The 17,662-nt window shown below is 39.7% G+C and carries 14 protein-coding genes; 1 reads left to right on the top strand and 13 read right to left on the bottom strand.

Annotated elements, in window-relative coordinates; all coding sequences use genetic code 11:
- The first annotated feature begins 66 nt into the window (after nucleotides 1-66).
- Nucleotides 67-930 (top strand): DMT family transporter, encoded by an 864-nt coding sequence (locus T498_RS0110165; RefSeq protein WP_036978365.1) that lies wholly within the window; start codon nucleotides 67-69, stop codon nucleotides 928-930.
- 634 nt (nucleotides 931-1,564) lie between these two features.
- Here the strand turns inward: T498_RS0110165 and T498_RS16275 are convergent.
- The 13 genes from T498_RS16275 to T498_RS0110100 all read right to left on the bottom strand — a co-directional run bounded on the left by T498_RS16275 (nucleotide 1,565) and on the right by T498_RS0110100 (nucleotide 17,661).
- Nucleotides 1,565-2,875: a sensor histidine kinase gene (locus T498_RS16275; protein WP_051524709.1), complete on the bottom strand. Its 1,311-nt coding sequence runs from the start codon at nucleotides 2,873-2,875 to the stop codon at nucleotides 1,565-1,567.
- Nucleotides 2,868-3,539, bottom strand: a complete 672-nt coding sequence (locus T498_RS0110155; RefSeq protein ID WP_028235813.1) for a response regulator transcription factor — start codon at nucleotides 3,537-3,539, stop codon at nucleotides 2,868-2,870. The genes T498_RS16275 and T498_RS0110155 overlap by 8 nt, the downstream gene beginning before the upstream one ends.
- Nucleotides 3,540-3,542: 3 nt before the next feature.
- Nucleotides 3,543-4,130, bottom strand: a complete 588-nt coding sequence (locus tag T498_RS0110150; protein ID WP_242839233.1) for a GTP pyrophosphokinase — start codon at nucleotides 4,128-4,130, stop codon at nucleotides 3,543-3,545.
- 15 nt (nucleotides 4,131-4,145) lie between these two features.
- Entirely contained in the window at nucleotides 4,146-4,544 is a 399-nt protein-coding gene (locus tag T498_RS16270) for a hypothetical protein (protein ID WP_051524708.1), read from the bottom strand.
- A 7-nt stretch (nucleotides 4,545-4,551) separates the two neighbouring features.
- Entirely contained in the window at nucleotides 4,552-6,243 is a 1,692-nt protein-coding gene (locus T498_RS0110140) for an amino acid ABC transporter ATP-binding/permease protein (RefSeq protein WP_028235811.1), read from the bottom strand.
- On the bottom strand, nucleotides 6,243-7,979 hold the full coding sequence (locus T498_RS0110135; protein ID WP_028235810.1) for an ABC transporter ATP-binding protein/permease: 1,737 nt from the start codon (nucleotides 7,977-7,979) through the stop codon (nucleotides 6,243-6,245). The genes T498_RS0110140 and T498_RS0110135 overlap by 1 nt, the downstream gene beginning before the upstream one ends.
- 2 nt (nucleotides 7,980-7,981) lie before the next feature.
- Nucleotides 7,982-10,093 (bottom strand): amylo-alpha-1,6-glucosidase, encoded by a 2,112-nt coding sequence (locus T498_RS0110130; protein WP_242839232.1) that lies wholly within the window; start codon nucleotides 10,091-10,093, stop codon nucleotides 7,982-7,984.
- A gap of 94 nt (nucleotides 10,094-10,187) precedes the next feature.
- Complete coding sequence (locus T498_RS0110125; protein WP_028235808.1) at nucleotides 10,188-11,279, bottom strand: ATP-binding protein; 1,092 nt, start codon at nucleotides 11,277-11,279, stop codon at nucleotides 10,188-10,190.
- A gap of 209 nt (nucleotides 11,280-11,488) precedes the next feature.
- Entirely contained in the window at nucleotides 11,489-12,031 is a 543-nt protein-coding gene (locus T498_RS0110120; RefSeq protein WP_028235807.1) for a glutathione peroxidase, read from the bottom strand.
- 118 nt (nucleotides 12,032-12,149) lie between these two features.
- Nucleotides 12,150-13,844, bottom strand: a complete 1,695-nt coding sequence (locus T498_RS0110115) for a phospho-sugar mutase (RefSeq protein WP_028235806.1) — start codon at nucleotides 13,842-13,844, stop codon at nucleotides 12,150-12,152.
- Nucleotides 13,845-13,865: 21 nt separating this feature from the next.
- On the bottom strand, nucleotides 13,866-14,972 hold the full coding sequence (locus tag T498_RS0110110) for a cation diffusion facilitator family transporter (protein WP_028235805.1): 1,107 nt from the start codon (nucleotides 14,970-14,972) through the stop codon (nucleotides 13,866-13,868).
- Nucleotides 14,973-14,977: 5 nt separating this feature from the next.
- On the bottom strand, nucleotides 14,978-15,322 hold the full coding sequence (locus T498_RS0110105) for a helix-turn-helix domain-containing protein (protein ID WP_028235804.1): 345 nt from the start codon (nucleotides 15,320-15,322) through the stop codon (nucleotides 14,978-14,980).
- Between the two features lie 689 nt (nucleotides 15,323-16,011).
- Nucleotides 16,012-17,661 (bottom strand): ABC transporter ATP-binding protein, encoded by a 1,650-nt coding sequence (locus T498_RS0110100; protein WP_028235803.1) that lies wholly within the window; start codon nucleotides 17,659-17,661, stop codon nucleotides 16,012-16,014.
- Between the last annotated feature and the right edge of the window lies 1 nt (nucleotide 17,662).

The raw sequence follows: 17,662 nt of genomic DNA, 5'->3' as shown, positions 1-17,662 counted from the left end.
TTGACTTTATCTCCGAAACAACATAATATTTATATTCAATCAGACTAATACAGAAAGAGGCAAAACATGACTATAAATAACAACAAAATAAAAGGCATTATCTTTATTCTACTTGCCGCCTTAGGCTTTTCACTTATGACATTCTTCGTAAGACTCTCTGGCGACTTGCCTACAATGCAAAAAGCATTTTTCCGAAATACCGTAGCCCTAGCTGTTGCAACATATGCAATAATCAAATCACATCAAGGCTTTCACATTGGAAAAGGCAACCGTTTCGACATATTCCTTCGCTCTCTCTTTGGCACAATTGGACTCATTTCTAATTTTTATGCTGTAGACAGACTTGGAATCGCGGATGCAAACATGTTAAACAAGCTTTCACCATTTTTTGCCATAATACTTTCTATCTTCATTTTAAAAGAAGTACCATCAGCATTTGACATCATTACAACTATCATTGCATTTATTGGTGCCCTATTCATAATCCGACCAACTGGCAGCTTCACCGCAGTTCTCCCAGCACTCGTCGGACTACTAGGTGGATTTGGTGCAGGAACAGCCTACGTAATGGTTCGCAAACTCACCAAAAATGGAGTACGCACCCCCATCATAGTGTTTGTATTCTCACTATTCTCCTGCCTAGTAACCCTACCTTACCTAATAATGAACTACACTCCAATGACACCTCAGCAGTGGCTATACCTTTTACTTGCAGGCATCTCTGCATCACTTGGCCAGTTTTCCATAACAACAGCCTACAAATACGCCCCTGCCAAGGAAATCTCCGTCTTCGACTACACCCAGGTGATCTTCGCCGCCCTACTTGGCCTCATGTTCTTCGGCGAAATACCAGTAGCCCTCAGCATCATAGGCTACGCTATCATCATCGGCATCGCCCTCATCCGCTGGCGCCACGACCTCAAGGCCTAGGCCCGCCAGATACACCTTGCCCCACCACTTAGCACAGGGCCCGCACCCAGCCCATAGGACAGCGCCACCACAGGCACTCGCTATTGCCTTCAGATTATGATTTTCTAAATGCACAGTGTCGCTTCTTTATTGGTGGGTGTTCTTTTGATTCTTTGCAATTCTATCACTAAAGTCTGCTGAGGACAGACACAAACAAAGCTTAATAAGTGCATCCAATAAGTTTTAGCATAATTGCATGATTTTGAAATGAACTTAGAAAAACAAAAAACAGGTTTTGAAGAATTTAAGTATGGGCTGCCATGGATGGCAGCCCAAGGCTGATAGTGAAACGGACTGAACTTGAAGCCGGTACTTAAATCTACAAAACCTGTTTTTATGTTTTTCTTAGTGAATGTAATATGAATGCAATTATCCAAAATCTTATTGGATGCATTTTTTAATATCTATATGTCTGTCCTCATCATACATTAGCTCAGAATTGCAAAACCAACAAAAGGACACCCACATGAAGCTCCCTTTGTGCATTAAGAAAATCTATAATCTTCGCAAAATTCGCGAGTGCCTGTGGTGGCGCTGCCCTATGGGCTGGGTGCGGGTCCCTCAATATAAAAGGGGCAAGGTGTATCTGGCGGGCCTAGAACTTACAAGTGAAGGTGATGATGTCGTCGCGCCAGCTGACTTTGATGTCGCCGTGGTAGCGTTCCATGAGGCCTTGGGCGATAGAGAGGCCAACGCCGTAGCCTTCTTTGTCGATGTTGTGGGACTGGTCGCCGCGGTAGAAACGGTCGAAGAACTTGCCGTAGTCTACGTCGCCACCGTTTTTGTAGGTATTGGATACGCGAAGGTAAATGTTCTTTTTCTTTTTGTCGGTGCCTAGTCCGATGACTACTTTTCCATTGTCGTCGCAATATTTGATTGCATTGTCTATGAGTAAAGTTACAATTTGACGGATGTCGCCTTCGTGGGCCAGCATGCTTACACCATCGGAGATTGAGAGTTCCATAGTCTTGCCATCAGATATTGCTACAGGCTCAAAAGTTTTGGCGGTGTCTTTTACGATTGATGTAAAATCTGTTTCGACACGATCTTCCTTACTGTCTTTCTCGCTTGCTCGTGTAACTAATACTAGATTCTGGATGAGGCCTGTAAGACGATCTACTTGGCGCATGGTGGACTGGGTCCACTCATTTTCTGTGCCCATCATTTCAAGCATTTCTGTGTTGGCTTTGATTACCGCAAGCGGTGTTTTGAGCTCGTGGCTGGCGTTTGTGATAAATGATTTCTGAAGCTCAGCATTTTTGATTTCGGGCTGAATCAGTTTTTCTGCCCATGCACGGATGACAAATGCTGAGATAATCATTCCTAATCCAATTAGGATGCAGGCAAGTGAAACAAGTCTTCTGTTGATAGAGATTTGTGTGCTGCAATCTAGAACTACTACTATCGTTCCTCCATTTTCTCGGTCTGATACCATGTAATAATAGTCGTCGTAGCTACCAAATTTGAACCAACGCTTCATTACCGTATTTGCGTAGGTGACGGCTTGATTGGATTCTACAGCTGCTGTATGACTGGTAATTACCTTTTCTACTTCGCCTTCTTCATTAAATGTTACTGCAAAATATCTGGTTGAATAATAAAATTCATCCGAGATGTATCCGCTTTCAACACCAAATAGCTTTTCCAGCTGAGAAATAAAATCATTTTTATCTTTTATAGTTTGGCCATTGTCGGCTGATTTGTCGGATTCGATGCTCTCGTACTGCATAGGTAGGATGCCATCATTGTCGACAATGTACTGTATGTTTCCCCTGATTTGACTTCGAGTCATGAGGGCGTTTATTGCATAAATAAAGCCTGCAATAAATGTCATAACCACAAAGAATGACACCATTGCAGTCATTATGAATTTATTCTTAAGTCTTTTAATTGCTTGCTCACTCATTAACTATCACCTGAAATGGTCCGCCCTTATCGCCTTCTATTGTTACATTGGAATTGATGTATTCAAGCTTTCCCTGAAGGAAATTAACGTAAAGCCATATGGTGTCTTCAGCAACATCTTCCTCGTCGCTCCATACATGCTCTAAAAGATAATTGTTGTCTACTGGATGCTCTTGATTTAAAAGAAGAGCCTGCATTAAAGAAAACTCTTTGATTGATAATCTGACAGTGTTTGATGATATAAGTTCCAAACTGTCTGATTTGAGAGTGATATCACCAAAGGATATTTCTTTTGCGGCGTATTGGCTGCCTCTTCTTGTAAGGGCTTTTACTCGGGCAAGTAGCTCTTTCATTGCAAAAGGCTTGGTGAGATAATCGTCTGCACCTGCATCAAGTCCTTCTACCCTGTCATCCACCTCTGCCTTTGCTGTAAGCATAAGTACAGGAGTTACGATATTTCTTCCTCGTATTTCTTTGAGGACCTCCAACCCTGAAAGCTTTGGCATCATGATATCTAGTATTATTTCATCGTATCCATTGCTAAGAGCTAAATCTAAAGCTTTTTGTCCGTCTAGTGCACTGTCTACATCAAATCCCTGCATCTCAAGCATTTGTGTAACTACCTTGTTAAGGTCTGCGGTGTCTTCTGCAAGTAAAATCTTCATAAGCTATAAATCCTTTCGAATCATGTCGCGAATTGTCTGCATCGACATGTCTGTAGATGCCAATTCATCGGCACATCTTTTTAATTCAGCAATAATCAACTTGTCATTATCACTGGCAGTCTTTTTATAGTGAATGTGGTGCTCTAAAGCCGCCCAAGTATCCATTGATATGGTACGAAGCTGTATTTCCACATAGTATTTATGATCGTATCTAAGTATCATGTGAAGACTGCGATATCCATTTGGTTTAGCCTGCTTAATGTAATCTTTTTCTTCGATTACTTCCACCTTTTCCATACTTCTCAAGTGGTCTCTTACAGAGTAAACATCACTTATAAAAGCACATACTACTCTGATACCTATTGCATCATGAATAGTTTCCAAGGCAGATTCTGTGGTCTCTGGAATTTGCTGGCGCCTGCACTTTTCTCGCATGCTTTCCTCTGACTTGATTCGCGCCAGACAATGCTCTACAGGATCACTGCCAAATTCCTTCGTCATGCGTTCTCTTAGCTCCTCTATTGAGCTAAGTATTATATTCATTACATCTTCCATTGCCCCTTTGTGGGACCCATAAATTGATTCTTCCAAAATTATTCTCCATTTTTATTCTAAAACAGCATCTATTAACACAAAGTATTTTCCCTCACCCTTGGTGTAGGTTGCAAATGTTCCCACGACTGTGATTCCTTCCCCATCATCTGGGTAATCAGCCTCTTCATCCGCTAAAATGTACTCAATACCCTCAGTACAGCATCCCAACGCATCATACACAATGCATGAATGGGTACCGCCGTGGGTTGTGTTGCTGTCGCCATCCATTCTAACTAATTGACCCTTATAATCAGATGGATTTTCTAACATGTCTGCAACATAAGAATAAACCATTGTTGATGACATTGTTGTCAGATCAACATCTACATCTGAAACTTTTTTGCTTCCGCCACATGCTGTAAATGTAATCATCGTACATACAGCAAGTAAAAAATAAGTAAACTTCTTCATAATTACACTAAAACTCTACAACAGAATCGGCAATTCCCATGGTGGATTTTCTATGGGAAACAAGAACTACCGTCTTTTCATTTGCCTGTTCTTTAATCGATTTTAAAATCATTCCTTCATTTATTGCATCAAGAGCGCTTGTTGGCTCATCCAAAAGCATTAGATTGCCTTCACGCAAGAAAGCTCTGGCAAGTCCTATCCTTTGTTTTTCGCCTTCAGATAGAGTACACCCATCTTCGCCAATAACTGTATCATATCCATGTGACAGTCCTGCGATGAAATCGTGAATGCTGGCACATTTTGCTGCGGCCTCGATTTCTTCCATGGATGCCCCAGGCTTTGCTATAGCGATATTGTTAGCTATTGTATCATGGCTAACCCATGTTTCTTGAGAAACAAGTGATTGTGTCTCCCTTAAAGAATCGGTGTTGATAAAATCAACAGTAACCGGACCTTCTTCCTTATCATAATAATAAATCTGGCCTTCATCTGTATCCCAAAATCTCATCAATAGATGCAGCAATGTAGACTTGCCACTACCGCTTGGTCCATGTATACCCAGAATTTTATTTCCCGGTACAGATAGCGATTTTCGCTTTAAAGCTTCTACATTGCCATATGAAAAGGAAACGTTGTTAACAGAAGCGATATTTCCCTTCACACTTTCAACCATTTCAAACTCGACGCCTTCTGTAACCTCATCCACAACTGGCTCTTCGTCAAGTAACGAAAGTATCCTATTACCACAGGCCAAAGTCTGATTCAAAGTGTTTGAAAGAGATGCCAGTGCCACAACCGGTCCGAAAGAACTCATCATAGCCGCAGTTACAATCATAACCTGCTCAAAATTAACTCTTCCATTGCTGTAGGCAAATAACATAACCCCAAGCATTATCAAAGAAAATGCCTGAATGGAAAAATTGGTAAGAAGCCTTTGGCTTTTCTCATGCTTGATTAATGTAGTTCTGACAGCTGATAAATCCTCAGATAAATCATTTAGTTCAGCAGCTGTCTTTTCTTTCCTTCCGAACTGGATAGTATCATCCACACCATAAATAGCTCCAAGTATGAAACTATTCATTTTGCCAAACATATTTCTGTACTTAAGTCCTGCTTTTTCAGTATTGATTTCATTTGATGCTGGAATCATTCCACCAACAGTTACATAGGCAATAGCAGCAATAATTCCGGCAGGCAAATAATGCACTCCAATAAAAATTGACATAAACAATGAGGACATTATTGCAATTGCTATTGGAGAAATCGTATGTGCGAAAAACACCTCCAAAAGCTCTATATCTGCGGTGATTAACGCTATAAGATTGCCCTTTTCCTTGCGTTCTAATTTGGCTGGACACAGTTCACGCAGCTTGTTAAACACCTTGTTTCTTATAATTGCCAGTATCCTAAATGCAATATAATGATTGCAGTATTGCTCGCCATAATGAAGTAGTCCCCTAAGCACTGCAACAGCAAGCAAGGTGCTTAGGATTTTGGGCATTGATTTTAAAAGCATTGGATTAGTCGGGCTAAGCAACGCAATAGCTAATCCTTCAGCGCCTATTACAGTAACAAATATTGCGCACAAACTACCCACCGTTCCAAGCAGTATTCCAAGAAGCATTACAAAAACAAGAGGCTTCACTAACCCTATTAAGTTTTTCATGATTTGAAAACCAGATGGGTTCTTATCCCTCATTAAGCCTCTCCTTTACCGTAGTTTTCCAACTCTCGCTGAGCCTTGTACAGCTTAGCATATTCGCCTCCCATAGCTAGAAGTGCTTTATGGCTTCCGTGTTCAATAATCTGACCTTCCTGCAGCATAAAGATTTCATTGGAAGTTCTAACGTTTGCCAGCCTATGAGTTATTAGGATGATGGTCTTTCCCATATCCTTTGCAAGCTTTCGAATAACCTTCATGATTATTTCTTCTGATTCCATATCGATGTTGTTTGTTGCTTCGTCAAAAATGTAAACTGGAGAATTCTTAAGAAGTGCTCTAGCAAGAACAAGCCTTTGACGTTGTCCTCCTGATAGGTTGGTTCCTCCCTCAACAAGTTCGAAATCAAGGCCACCTCTATCCTCTAGCTCATCATAAAGATTCATAAGCTTTAGCGCACCAATAAGCTTTTTATCACTGGCTTTTTCATTCCCAAGTAGCATGTTTTCCCTTATCGTTCCAGGGAAAACATAACTGTTGTTTGAAACATATGTCATAAGCGACATCAAGGATTCTTCTTTTATATATTTAAGATTCTTGCCTTTTACTCTAATTGTGCCTTTATATCCTCTTAGCCTTCTACAAATCAGCTTTGCAATTGTAGATTTTCCAGCACCAGACAATCCCACCAAGGAAATGAACTGCCCCTCATTAATATTAATACTTATATTTTTGAGCACAGCTTCATCTTCGTAAGCAAAAGATACATCTTCTATAGTGATGTTGTTAGGCTCTTCCCTTAATATGATTTTTCCATCCTGAGGCTCGGATAAATTGGTAAACTCAAGAATCATATCTCCAGATTTTATTCCGTTCATCCCCATGTGATAATATGAACCAAGCTGTCTCATAGGACGAAAGAATTCTATTGCAAGTAACAAAAACATTATGGCTTGATCAAGGCTCATGTTGTTATTCAAAAATTCATTTAAAGTAACTGCTATTCCCAGGGCCGTGCCAACATAAGTTATTAAATCCATGACAATGGTGCTATTTAACTGCAATGACAGCACCTTCATTGTCACTTTTCTAAAGTGCTCAGATTCCTCAGCCATTTCCTCTGCTGCGTCCTCGTCCGCGCCATAGATTTTTAATGTGGTCATGCCATGGAGTTTTTCCAAAAATGTATCTGCAAGCTCATAGTAAACCTGGAAATACTTATCAAGAACCTTTCTGGCTATCTTCATAACAATGACTATAACAATAGGAATAAGAGGAACTGAAGCGACCAGCACAACTGCCACTTTCAGATTGTATTGCTGGAGAACTAAAAACAAAGTGAGAGGCGCACAAAACGCATATACGAATTGACTAATATATTTACCAAAATAGATTTCTAACTGCTCTACCCCCTCGCCCATCATCTGAGTAAGCTGAGCAGATGAAACAATTTGCTTGTAGCAAACTCCTAGCCTAAGGAGCTTGTTATAGATATTGTTTCTTAACACTCTTTTAACATCGTTGCTGGCAGCAAATGCTGCGTCCATATAAAGCCTATCAAAAACATTTTTGGCAAGCACAGAAAACAAAGCAACTGCCACATATATAATCAGCTGCTTTGTATCTAGCCTGTTAAAATATGTCTCCGAGATAACTCTTGCGACACATCCGATTATAATAATCTGTGCAAATAACCCTAATAACTGCCAAATTACTTCCTGAAGAACATATTTAACATCGCCCTTTAACATTCTAAGTAATCTTAGCTTTGTCATACTTATGCCCTATCTAAAAGTGCATATGCACGTAATACCTCTCCTACAGAAATGGCCTGAGCCACGCATCCTCTAGCATTATGAGGCTCATCACCATCAAATATTTCAGCTATGGACCCAATGCATCCCTGTACAAGATGCTTTTCGATTGGATCAAACATAGCTTTAGCTTCTTCGATAGACTGTGCACTGTGGCCACCAGTCTTTAAATATGCTTCTATAAATGCACCAAGTAAAAATGTCCAAGCTGTTCCTTGATGATAAGCTCTATTTCTATCTTCTTCGCTGCCTGTAAAAGTGCCATGATACTGCTCATCGTCCTTATCTAAAGTACGAAGACCTAAGCCCACATAGAGATGTTCTTTCACTGCCTTTACAACAGATTTTTCTTTTTCTGCATCAAGCATTGTAAATGGCAAGCTTACCGCAAAGATTTGATTTGGACGTAAGGTAGCATCCTTATCCTCATCATTTATCACGTCGTATAGATATCCGCCCTCTTCATACCAGAAATCTGTGTTGAAGGCTTCTTTTACCCACATAGCAAGCTGACTACATCCACCTGCATATGCAAGATAGTTTTCTGGCTTATTATGAGTACGTCTAGCAATACCTCTTGAAATCTCTTCCATTGTCATCAATGCGTTATACCAAAGAGCATTGATTTCTACTGCTTTTCCTTGACGTGGTGTGACAGATTCCTCTCCGATTCTCACATCCATCCAAGTCACTCTATCACGGCCATCGCCTGCACGCATAAGGGCATCATCATCCATACCGATAGAATAAGATGTTCCCTTTCTATATGCACCCATTATCTCCTGAAGACTTGGATAAATCTCATCCTCTACAAACTTCCATGCCTCATCGGTATCAACATACTTAAGATAATTGTGTACAGCATAGAAATACCAAAGTGAAATATCCGCTGCATTACGAGATGGCTCTTTACCATCCTCTGGGAATTTCTTTGGAAGCAATCCATTTTTGATATATGAAGCATATGCTAAAAGAATTGATTTAGCATCGTCGAATCTACCTGTCTCAAGACATAATCCTGTGAATGCAAGCATTGTGTCCCTTCCGCACTCAGTATGCCAAGGATATCCAGCAATGATTGTCTTTTTGCCATTTTGCTTATTATCAACGATAAACTGGTCGGCAGCTATGGTAAGCAACTGAGCGAATTCATCATCCTCTTCAAAACTTGACTTCTCCATCAGCTCCTGAATACGCTTTTTATTCTTTTCAAGCTCTATAAAAGCTGTCTCTCTTTCTACTGTAACAAGATTGCCCCATGCCTCTTTTTTCTTAGCACTTGTGTCATTAACATCCACTGTACACACAAATGATGCCTTAGAAACGCCACCTGCAGCCACTTCGATAACAAAATCATAAGGCTTAATATGTGAATCCAACCCATGATCACCATAATCAAGCTCCTGCTGAAGCTCCATATTTTCATCGTAAAGGTTATTACGCTTAACCATCTCACAGCCTGATGCAATCAAAGAAACTCTAACCTTTGAATTACTAACAGGAGTATAGTAGAAACCTACATTTCCACTTGCTTCATCCCTTATCTCTTTAAAGATTTCCTCTGGAAGCTCCCAACGTAAATCCTCTACTGTCATGGTCTTACCATGTGGACGATAATTCATAAGAGGTGTGATAACTATACCTGCAGCTGGGCCATTATTTTCTAACGTATATGCGATAGTGCACTGATTCTTGCCCTGCACCAATGAAATAGTCTTGGTAAGACGCATTCCACCTGCTTCGTAAATATATGTAATATTGCCATCATACTTAAATGACTTTAAATGCATATTGCCCTGATTAAATTCACTGGTATATGGACCCTTATGTGTTGCAGTAGTAAGATCGTAGATACGAGACCCGCAAACTAATCTTTCGTTAGTTTTAGAAAAAACGAGATATCGCTCCAATGGAGCATGTAGACTTGCTATTAAATATCCATGCTGAATTCTTGAGTGTGAGCCAATGACACTAGAGCTTGCATATCCCCCTAAGCCATTAGTCAACAGCCACTCACGATATATATTAGTCTTATAATTATTAAGTTTGTCAAAAACGAATTCGAAATCCATCATTATTCTCCACGTTTAATTATTATCTAGAGTATATTTTACCAAAACGTAGGCAGAAATAAAATAGGACTGGGCAATGAAGCAATTCAATTCTTTTCTAGACAAAATCTTCCATATGATACTGCCTTACAAATTCTCCAAACTGAGGTAGCTCAATTGTGTAATATCCATCCCTATTCATTGATGCTGTTATAATTCCCTTTCCAATCAGGCGTTCCCTGTATATGTTAAAGCTTGCAGATGAAATCGGTTTGACATTAGATAGTTTTTTTATTACATCTTCTCTCTTAACCTTTTCATTGTCTGCATTCAGTTCTACTAATGCTATGGTTATTTCAATCTCTCTATCGGAAAGCTCACTCCAGATTTTCGAATAGCAATACTTTATTAACTCACTCGTGTACTCAAACTCCAGGTTTTTAACTTTGTGATTAAAATGTTGTTCGAAATATAACCATCCTAAGACCTGATATGCAAAGGCATATCCCTTAGTCATTTTGGCGAGCCTTATTGCCTCCTTCTCATCAATATCAAAAACATTCAGATAAGATACTGCGATTTGACTATAATCCAGTGGCTCTACATTAACTTGAAAAGCTCTAGTCAAAAATGTGCAATCTTTGAACTCCGCCTTGTTTGTAACTTCACGATAATTAGACAAAAGACCTGTCATAATAATATGCACTGGCAATTTAGATCTAAGCAAGCCTTGAAATGTATGGGCAAATTCTCTCATTTGGGAAGTTGCAGAAACATCATCAAGAGTTATAAGAACCTTTAAACCTGCATCCGATAATACTTTTATCATCTTCTCTATAAGTACATGGATATCAAAGATAGTTTCTTTATTAAATTCCACTCCAACACTGATTCCTGCAATTGAAATTTCTATATTAGATTTAACAAAACATTTCTGAACTAGCTTGTTTTGGGCTAATTTAGCTGCTAGTTGAACCAACATATCTCCGGTAACATTTAAATCATAAATCAACCAATCTTTTGACTCAGACAAATCATCCACTATCTTAGATAGCATAACAGTCTTGCCACAGCCCCTAACTCCGGTAATCATATAGCATTTCTCACTAGGATTAGGATATGAGAAATTCTCTACAATTTCTTCTTTCTGAACCGTAGAAATATATTGTATTGGTTCCATTCCAAATGTATGTGTAAAAGGATTCTGCATACTGATGCCTCCTGCCATTGTAATATCGTCTTAACATATTATAGCAACCTTTTATATCCTTTTGCAACCTTTTATACTCGTATTAAGTCATTATCAACCTTTTATAACCTTTTATATCCATCGCTAGATATTAGCAACCTTTTATATCAAAAAAATAGACGAATCTAAATAACTAGATTCGCCTATACATACTTCTCTTGGCTTCTGAACTAAATCAATGAAGCAATGCACTTTTCAACTTCTTTCATGTCTGCTGTTGGCTCGAAACGTGCAACTACGTTGCCCTGACGGTCAACAACGAACTTTGTGAAGTTCCATTTGATTTCAGAATTATTCTTGTAATCTTTATCGATTTTCTTAAGCATAGTGCTCATAGCAAGAGCCTTAGGGCCCTTTCCAAAGCCTTCGAATGTCTTCTGTGACTTAAGGAACTTGAATAATTCTATTGCGTTTTCACCGTTTACATCAGCTTTTTTCATCTGAGGGAACTGTGTATTGTAATGAAGTGAGCAGAACTCATGAATCTCTTCATCTGTACCTGGTGTCTGTCCTGCAAACTGGTTGCAAGGAACATCAATAACCTCAAGCCCTTTGTCGTGGAAGCTCTCGTAGATTCTTTCGATATCCTCATACTGAGGTGTGAAGCCACAGCCTGTAGCTGTATTTACAACTAAAACAACCTTACCCTGGAAGTCACTCATTGAAAGCTGCTCACCATTTGTCTTTTCAACTGTTAAATCATAAAATCCCATTTTCTTTTCCTCCTTAATATGTTATCCCAAATAAATAAATTGCGTACAACCGATTTGATGTTTTGATTGTACGCAATTTAATTTAGTTTGTCAACATGTTTTTCGAAATTAGAAAATTTTATTCTACCGAGTTGATAAGAGCGAAGATTTCTTCCTTTATAGCTGCATTTGTCTTAAGAGCATTTTCTCTCGAATCACGATTTGAGTAGAAGTAGAATTTAATCTTAGGCTCTGTTCCTGAAGGTCTGATTGCAAACCAAGAACCATTATCAAGGAATAATCTGATTGCATTCTGAGGTGGAATATCCTCGTAACCATTAATGTAGTCGATTACCTTTTCAACCTTTGCACCAGCGACCTCTGTTGGCAGTTTCTCACGGAACCATTTCATCATTCGCTGAATACGCTGTGCTCCAGGAATTCCCTCTAGGATGATGTTTGGCTCGTCCTCTGCGAAGAAACCGTACTTAGCGTAGATTTCCTGAAGAACATCCCAAAGAGTCTTGCCTTGCTTGCGATAGTAAGCAGCTGCTTCTGCAACCATCATACCTGCTGAAATACCGTCCTTGTCACGGATATCCTCGCAGATAGCATAGCCAACAGACTCCTCATATCCGAAAAGGTATGTATATCCGTTATCGTGAAGATAAGGGATTTTTCCACAAATGTTCTTGAAACCAGTAAGAGTTTCAAACATTTCCACGCCATAAGCCTTAGCCATGATTGTGGAAAGTGTTGATGTAACGATAGATTTAACCATTGCACCCTTTGCTGGAAGTGTGCCAGCATCCTTATGTCCTTCAAGAACATAATTTACAAGAAGGTATCCTGTCTGGTTACCATTAAGTGGCACATAGTTGCCCTCGCTATCGCGAATCTCAATAGCGAAACGGTCTGCATCTGGATCTGTAGCCATAAGAAGCTCAGCGCCAAACTTGCGACCATATTCCTCTGAAAGCTTGAATGCTTTTGGATCCTCTGGATTTGGATAACCTACTGTAGTAAAGTCTGGATCTGGGTTCTCCTGCTCTGGTACGATTGTCCAGTTAGAGAAGCCTCTGTCATTAAGCATCTGTCTAAATGGAATAGATCCACAGCCGTTAAGTGGTGTGTAAACAAGTGGAATAGATAAATCAAGCTCGTCACCTTCATGAATAGCAAGTGACTCAATCTTGTCTAAGTACTCTCTATCATATTCTTCGCCGAGAACGATGATTTTACCATCCTTAACGCCCTGCTCAAAATCAGACTTCTTAACTCCGTTCCACATATCAACAGCGTTGATGCACTCCGTCATACCATCTGCAATCTCAGATGAAACCTGACATCCATCATCCCAATAAGCCTTGTAGCCGTTGTACTCCTTTGGATTGTGGCTGGCTGTAATGTTGATACCAGAAACAGTGCCAAGTCTTCTAATCATGAATGCAAGCTCTGGTGTAGGACGTAAATCAGGGAAACAATATACCTTGATTCCGTTCGCAGCAAAGATTCCTGCAGCAAGCTTAGAAAACTCCTTAGAAAAATGACGTGGGTCGTGTGCAATAACAACGCCCTTCTCCATAGCTTCCTGTCCCTTTGAAACTATAAAATCAGCCACACCTTGTGTAGCTTTTCCTACTGTAAAGAAATTCATACGATTAGTACCAGCGCCAACCTTACCACGAAGACCAGCTGTACCAAATGAAAGATCCTGATAGAATCTGTCCTCTTTCTCTTTTTCATCAGATGCGATAGCCTCAAGTTCTGCTTTAAGTGGGTCATTACTATCTAACTTATTAATCCACTCCTCGTATCTTGATTGATAATCCATTATTTATCCTCCTAAAATAAATTAATCACTTAAATCAATATCCAGATTAAGATTGAAATTGTACTGTGGATACTGCTCTTTTAAGGCATCTATTATCTCATTGAATAATGCCTTTCTATTAGGCGCATCGAAGCTGATTACCAAATCAAAGCTAACAATTGCCTTTGCTTCATCATAGAAAAATCCATGAATCTGTTTAACATAATCATATTTTTTGACAAAGCTTGAAAACTCTTTTCTTAGCTTATCTGCCTTTGAATCCTTTTTGTTCTTGCAATAGATTCCAATACCTTCAAGCCCCACACCAGTTTCATTAAGGACCTTATATGTAATCTCTCGCTGAAGCTGATCAAGCTCCGCCATAGTCATATCTTCATCCACCTCGATATGAATAGAGCCAACATATCTTTCTGGGCCATAATTGTGAAGGCTAAGATCATAAGCACCAAGCACTCTATCGAATTGAACTACAGATCTTTTAACATCATGGGATAACTGCATTTCGATACGTTCACCCAAAATATGAGAAATAGTATCTGCTATCATCTCATAACCAGACTTGATGATAATAATAGAAATGATAGCACCAAGCCAAGCCTCCAAACTTATGTGAGAAAAAATGAATATGATAGCTGCAAGCAGCGTAGATGCTGAGATGATGGAATCAAGCTTTGCATCTTCTCCTGACGCCACCAGTGAATCAGAATTAACCTCTTCTCCAACTTTTTTAACATAAGTACCAAGCACAATCTTTACCACTACAGCCACAGCAACAATAATAAGGCTAGTAGTATTGTAGTTTGGTGTCTCCGGATGAATAATTTTTTTCACTGATTCTATAAGTGATGTGATACCAGCATAGGATACGATAATCGCAATCATCGCTGCACTGATATACTCTACTCTTCCATGTCCTAGCGGATGCTTTTTATCAGGAGCCTTCCCTGCAAGCTTTGTTCCCACTATCGTAATTACGGATGACAAAGCATCACTTAAGTTGTTAACCGCATCAAGAACAATGGCGATTGAGCCCGTTACCGTACCAACAACCGCCTTGAATGCTGCCAACAAGCAATTTGCAAAAATGCCTAATACACTTGTTTTAATAATTCTCTTATTACGTTCCATTTTTCCTACTTCTTATTCTTTAGATTTTTTACATATGTGCAAAGCTCATCCTTTGTCTTTTTATTGAGCTTTTCCATCTTTTTAATAACCTGATATTCAGCAGTCCCCTCGCTTGCAATCAGAAAATCCACTTCTCCTGCACCCTTTGCTGGGATAGAATCCTGCAACAATTCAAAAGGTGATACATCTAACACATCGCAAATAGCCATAATTTTCTCGGCTGATGGATTGGTCTTCTTCCTCTTCCAATCACTAATCGTGCTCTGTGCAATCCCCGTGCCAGCTGAAAGCTGAAGCTGTGAAACCCCTTTTTCATCCATCAACTTAAAAATTCTTTCACTAATGATCATAGTTTACCCCCTCCCAATCATCATTAATATGGTATATACGATAATTATAATCAATTAAATTACATACTACAAGTTAAACGAACATTTAAGAAATCTAATAGCCCCCACAGCGACTACCAGCATATACCAGGCTCACGCTGCCAGGCCAGGCTGTCCTTGAATATTGCAAGAATATTTTGTTCTTCTAATGGGCAATCTAGGCATCTCTATTTACATGTGTCTTTTGCAGGCCTGTACAGTTTGAAAAAATGTTTTTATTGGCGGACACACATTCTAAACTAAAATGTACTTCTTAGACTAAGGGGAACTTGGTTGATTTTGGAGCGAGCCTAGTAACATAAAAGCAGGTTTTGCAATATGTAGGTATGCGCTGCCACGGACGGCAGCGCAAGTGGTCACTTAAAACACGATGTTGAATGTGCCACGGTACCTATATATGCAAAACCTGCTTTGTTATGTTACTTAGCAAGCGTAATATGAAACCAAGTTCCCCTTAGCCTAAGAAGTACAATAAAAACCTCAGTGTCCGCCAATCAAAAAACATTTTTTTCAAACGGTTCATTCCGCAACAAGACACATGTGCGATGCCTAGATTTTGCCCATTGAAGAACTAAAAATATTCGCAAAATCATTCAAGGACAGCCTGGCCTGGCAGCGTGAGCCGCTTAATCACACGGTCGCTGTGGGGGCTATTGAATTTCGAGGCTACCAGCGCAGATGAGACGTCCAGACTTTCTGTCGAAGAGGAGGATGTCTGAGCCTTTGATTGCCAGGTTGGCTTTTTCGCCAATTTGGTAGAGTACGCCGCCAAATACTACGCTTGTGAGGAGGTACTCTCCTACGCGAAGCTTTAGGGTTGACTCCATTCCAGTAGGCATGGCGCCATAGATTTCTGATTTTATGGTGCCATTATCTTCGATATCGATGAATTCTGGTCTGATGCCAAGTACAAAATCTTCGTCAGTGATAACAGGGTCTTCGAGGATGCTCTCGTCTACTTCTTCGACCTTTTGTACATGATATCTGAATACTTCGTCCTTGTTAGATTTTTCTACGGCACCTTTCTTTGATAAGCGTAGGCGCTCTGCTTCAGCTTTGTCTGCGATGCTCTGGTCACGTACATGTCGCCAGGCATTCATATCAAGTGCATACTCTGGTAGGAACCTTGCCTTTATATCTCCTAATATTTTTAGAGAAACCGAGCCATCAGCTTCCTGTAATCCTTTGGCATCTACAAAATTCATTGAAGGATTTCCTACGAAATCGGCAACAAATAGATTTGATGGGCGGTTATAAACAGTGAGCGGTGGTGCATACTGCTGCAATACTCCATTGTTTACAAGGCAAATCTTTGTAGCTAGTGTCATGGCTTCCATTTGGTCATGGGTTACATATACAAATGTGCTGCCTGTTTCTACGTGAAGTCTTTGAAGCTCGTATCTCATTTCAAGACGAAGCTTTGCGTCAAGGTTTGATAGTGGCTCATCCATGAAAAGCACCTGTGGCTCTGGTGCAAGAGTTCTTGCAATGGCAACTCTCTGCTGTTGTCCACCAGAAAGCTCAGCTGGATATCTGTCCATAAACATTCCTATCTTTACTATTCTAGAGCAGGCTCTCACTCTTGAGTCTATTTCTTCTTTTGTGAGTTTTCTCTTTTCAAGTATAACTGCACCGTTTTTGGTCACTTCAAATTTTTCATTTAAAGACTTGCCTTCAGCTGAGTACTTGCTGTTTATAGCTGCAAGCTTCTCCTGGTATTCTGTGAGCTTTGTGCTTGCAAGGGCTGAAGGGTCATTTGCAGTATGAATTCCTAAACTATAAAGTTCTTTTGCAGAATAAATCGATAGATTATAGTTATCAATCAATTTTACATAGGCTTTGTTTTCATCAAGCTTACCATTTTTGTCGAGGCATTCTTCAATGGTCTCTTTGATTTTATTTCCATTAGAAAGAGCCTTAATTATTCCGCTAATCTGCTTTGCTTCCACATCAATAACAGGAAGCTCTTCGTGGATATTCTTTAGGCCAAATGCAATATTGTCATACACTGTCATGTTTGGCCAAAGGGCATAATTCTGGAAAAGGAATCCTACTTTTCTCTTGTTAGCTGGAACATTTATTCCTGCTTCTGAGTCAAAGACAACTTTATTACCAATTGTTATTCTTCCCTCTGTTGGTGTTTCAAGACCGGCTATCATTCTAAGGATTGTGGTCTTTCCACAGCCTGATGGTCCAAGTAATGTAATAAACGAATTATCAGGTATGTCCAAACTTACATTATCTACGCCAAAGAACTTTCCCCAGCGTTTTGTAATATTTTCTAATTTGATTTCTGGCATT

The organism is Pseudobutyrivibrio sp. MD2005 (assembly GCF_000621865.1).
GTDB lineage: Bacteria > Bacillota > Clostridia > Lachnospirales > Lachnospiraceae > Pseudobutyrivibrio.
The sequence above is the reverse complement of the archived record's forward strand: the minus strand, read 5'-3'. Positions and strand labels throughout refer to the sequence as shown.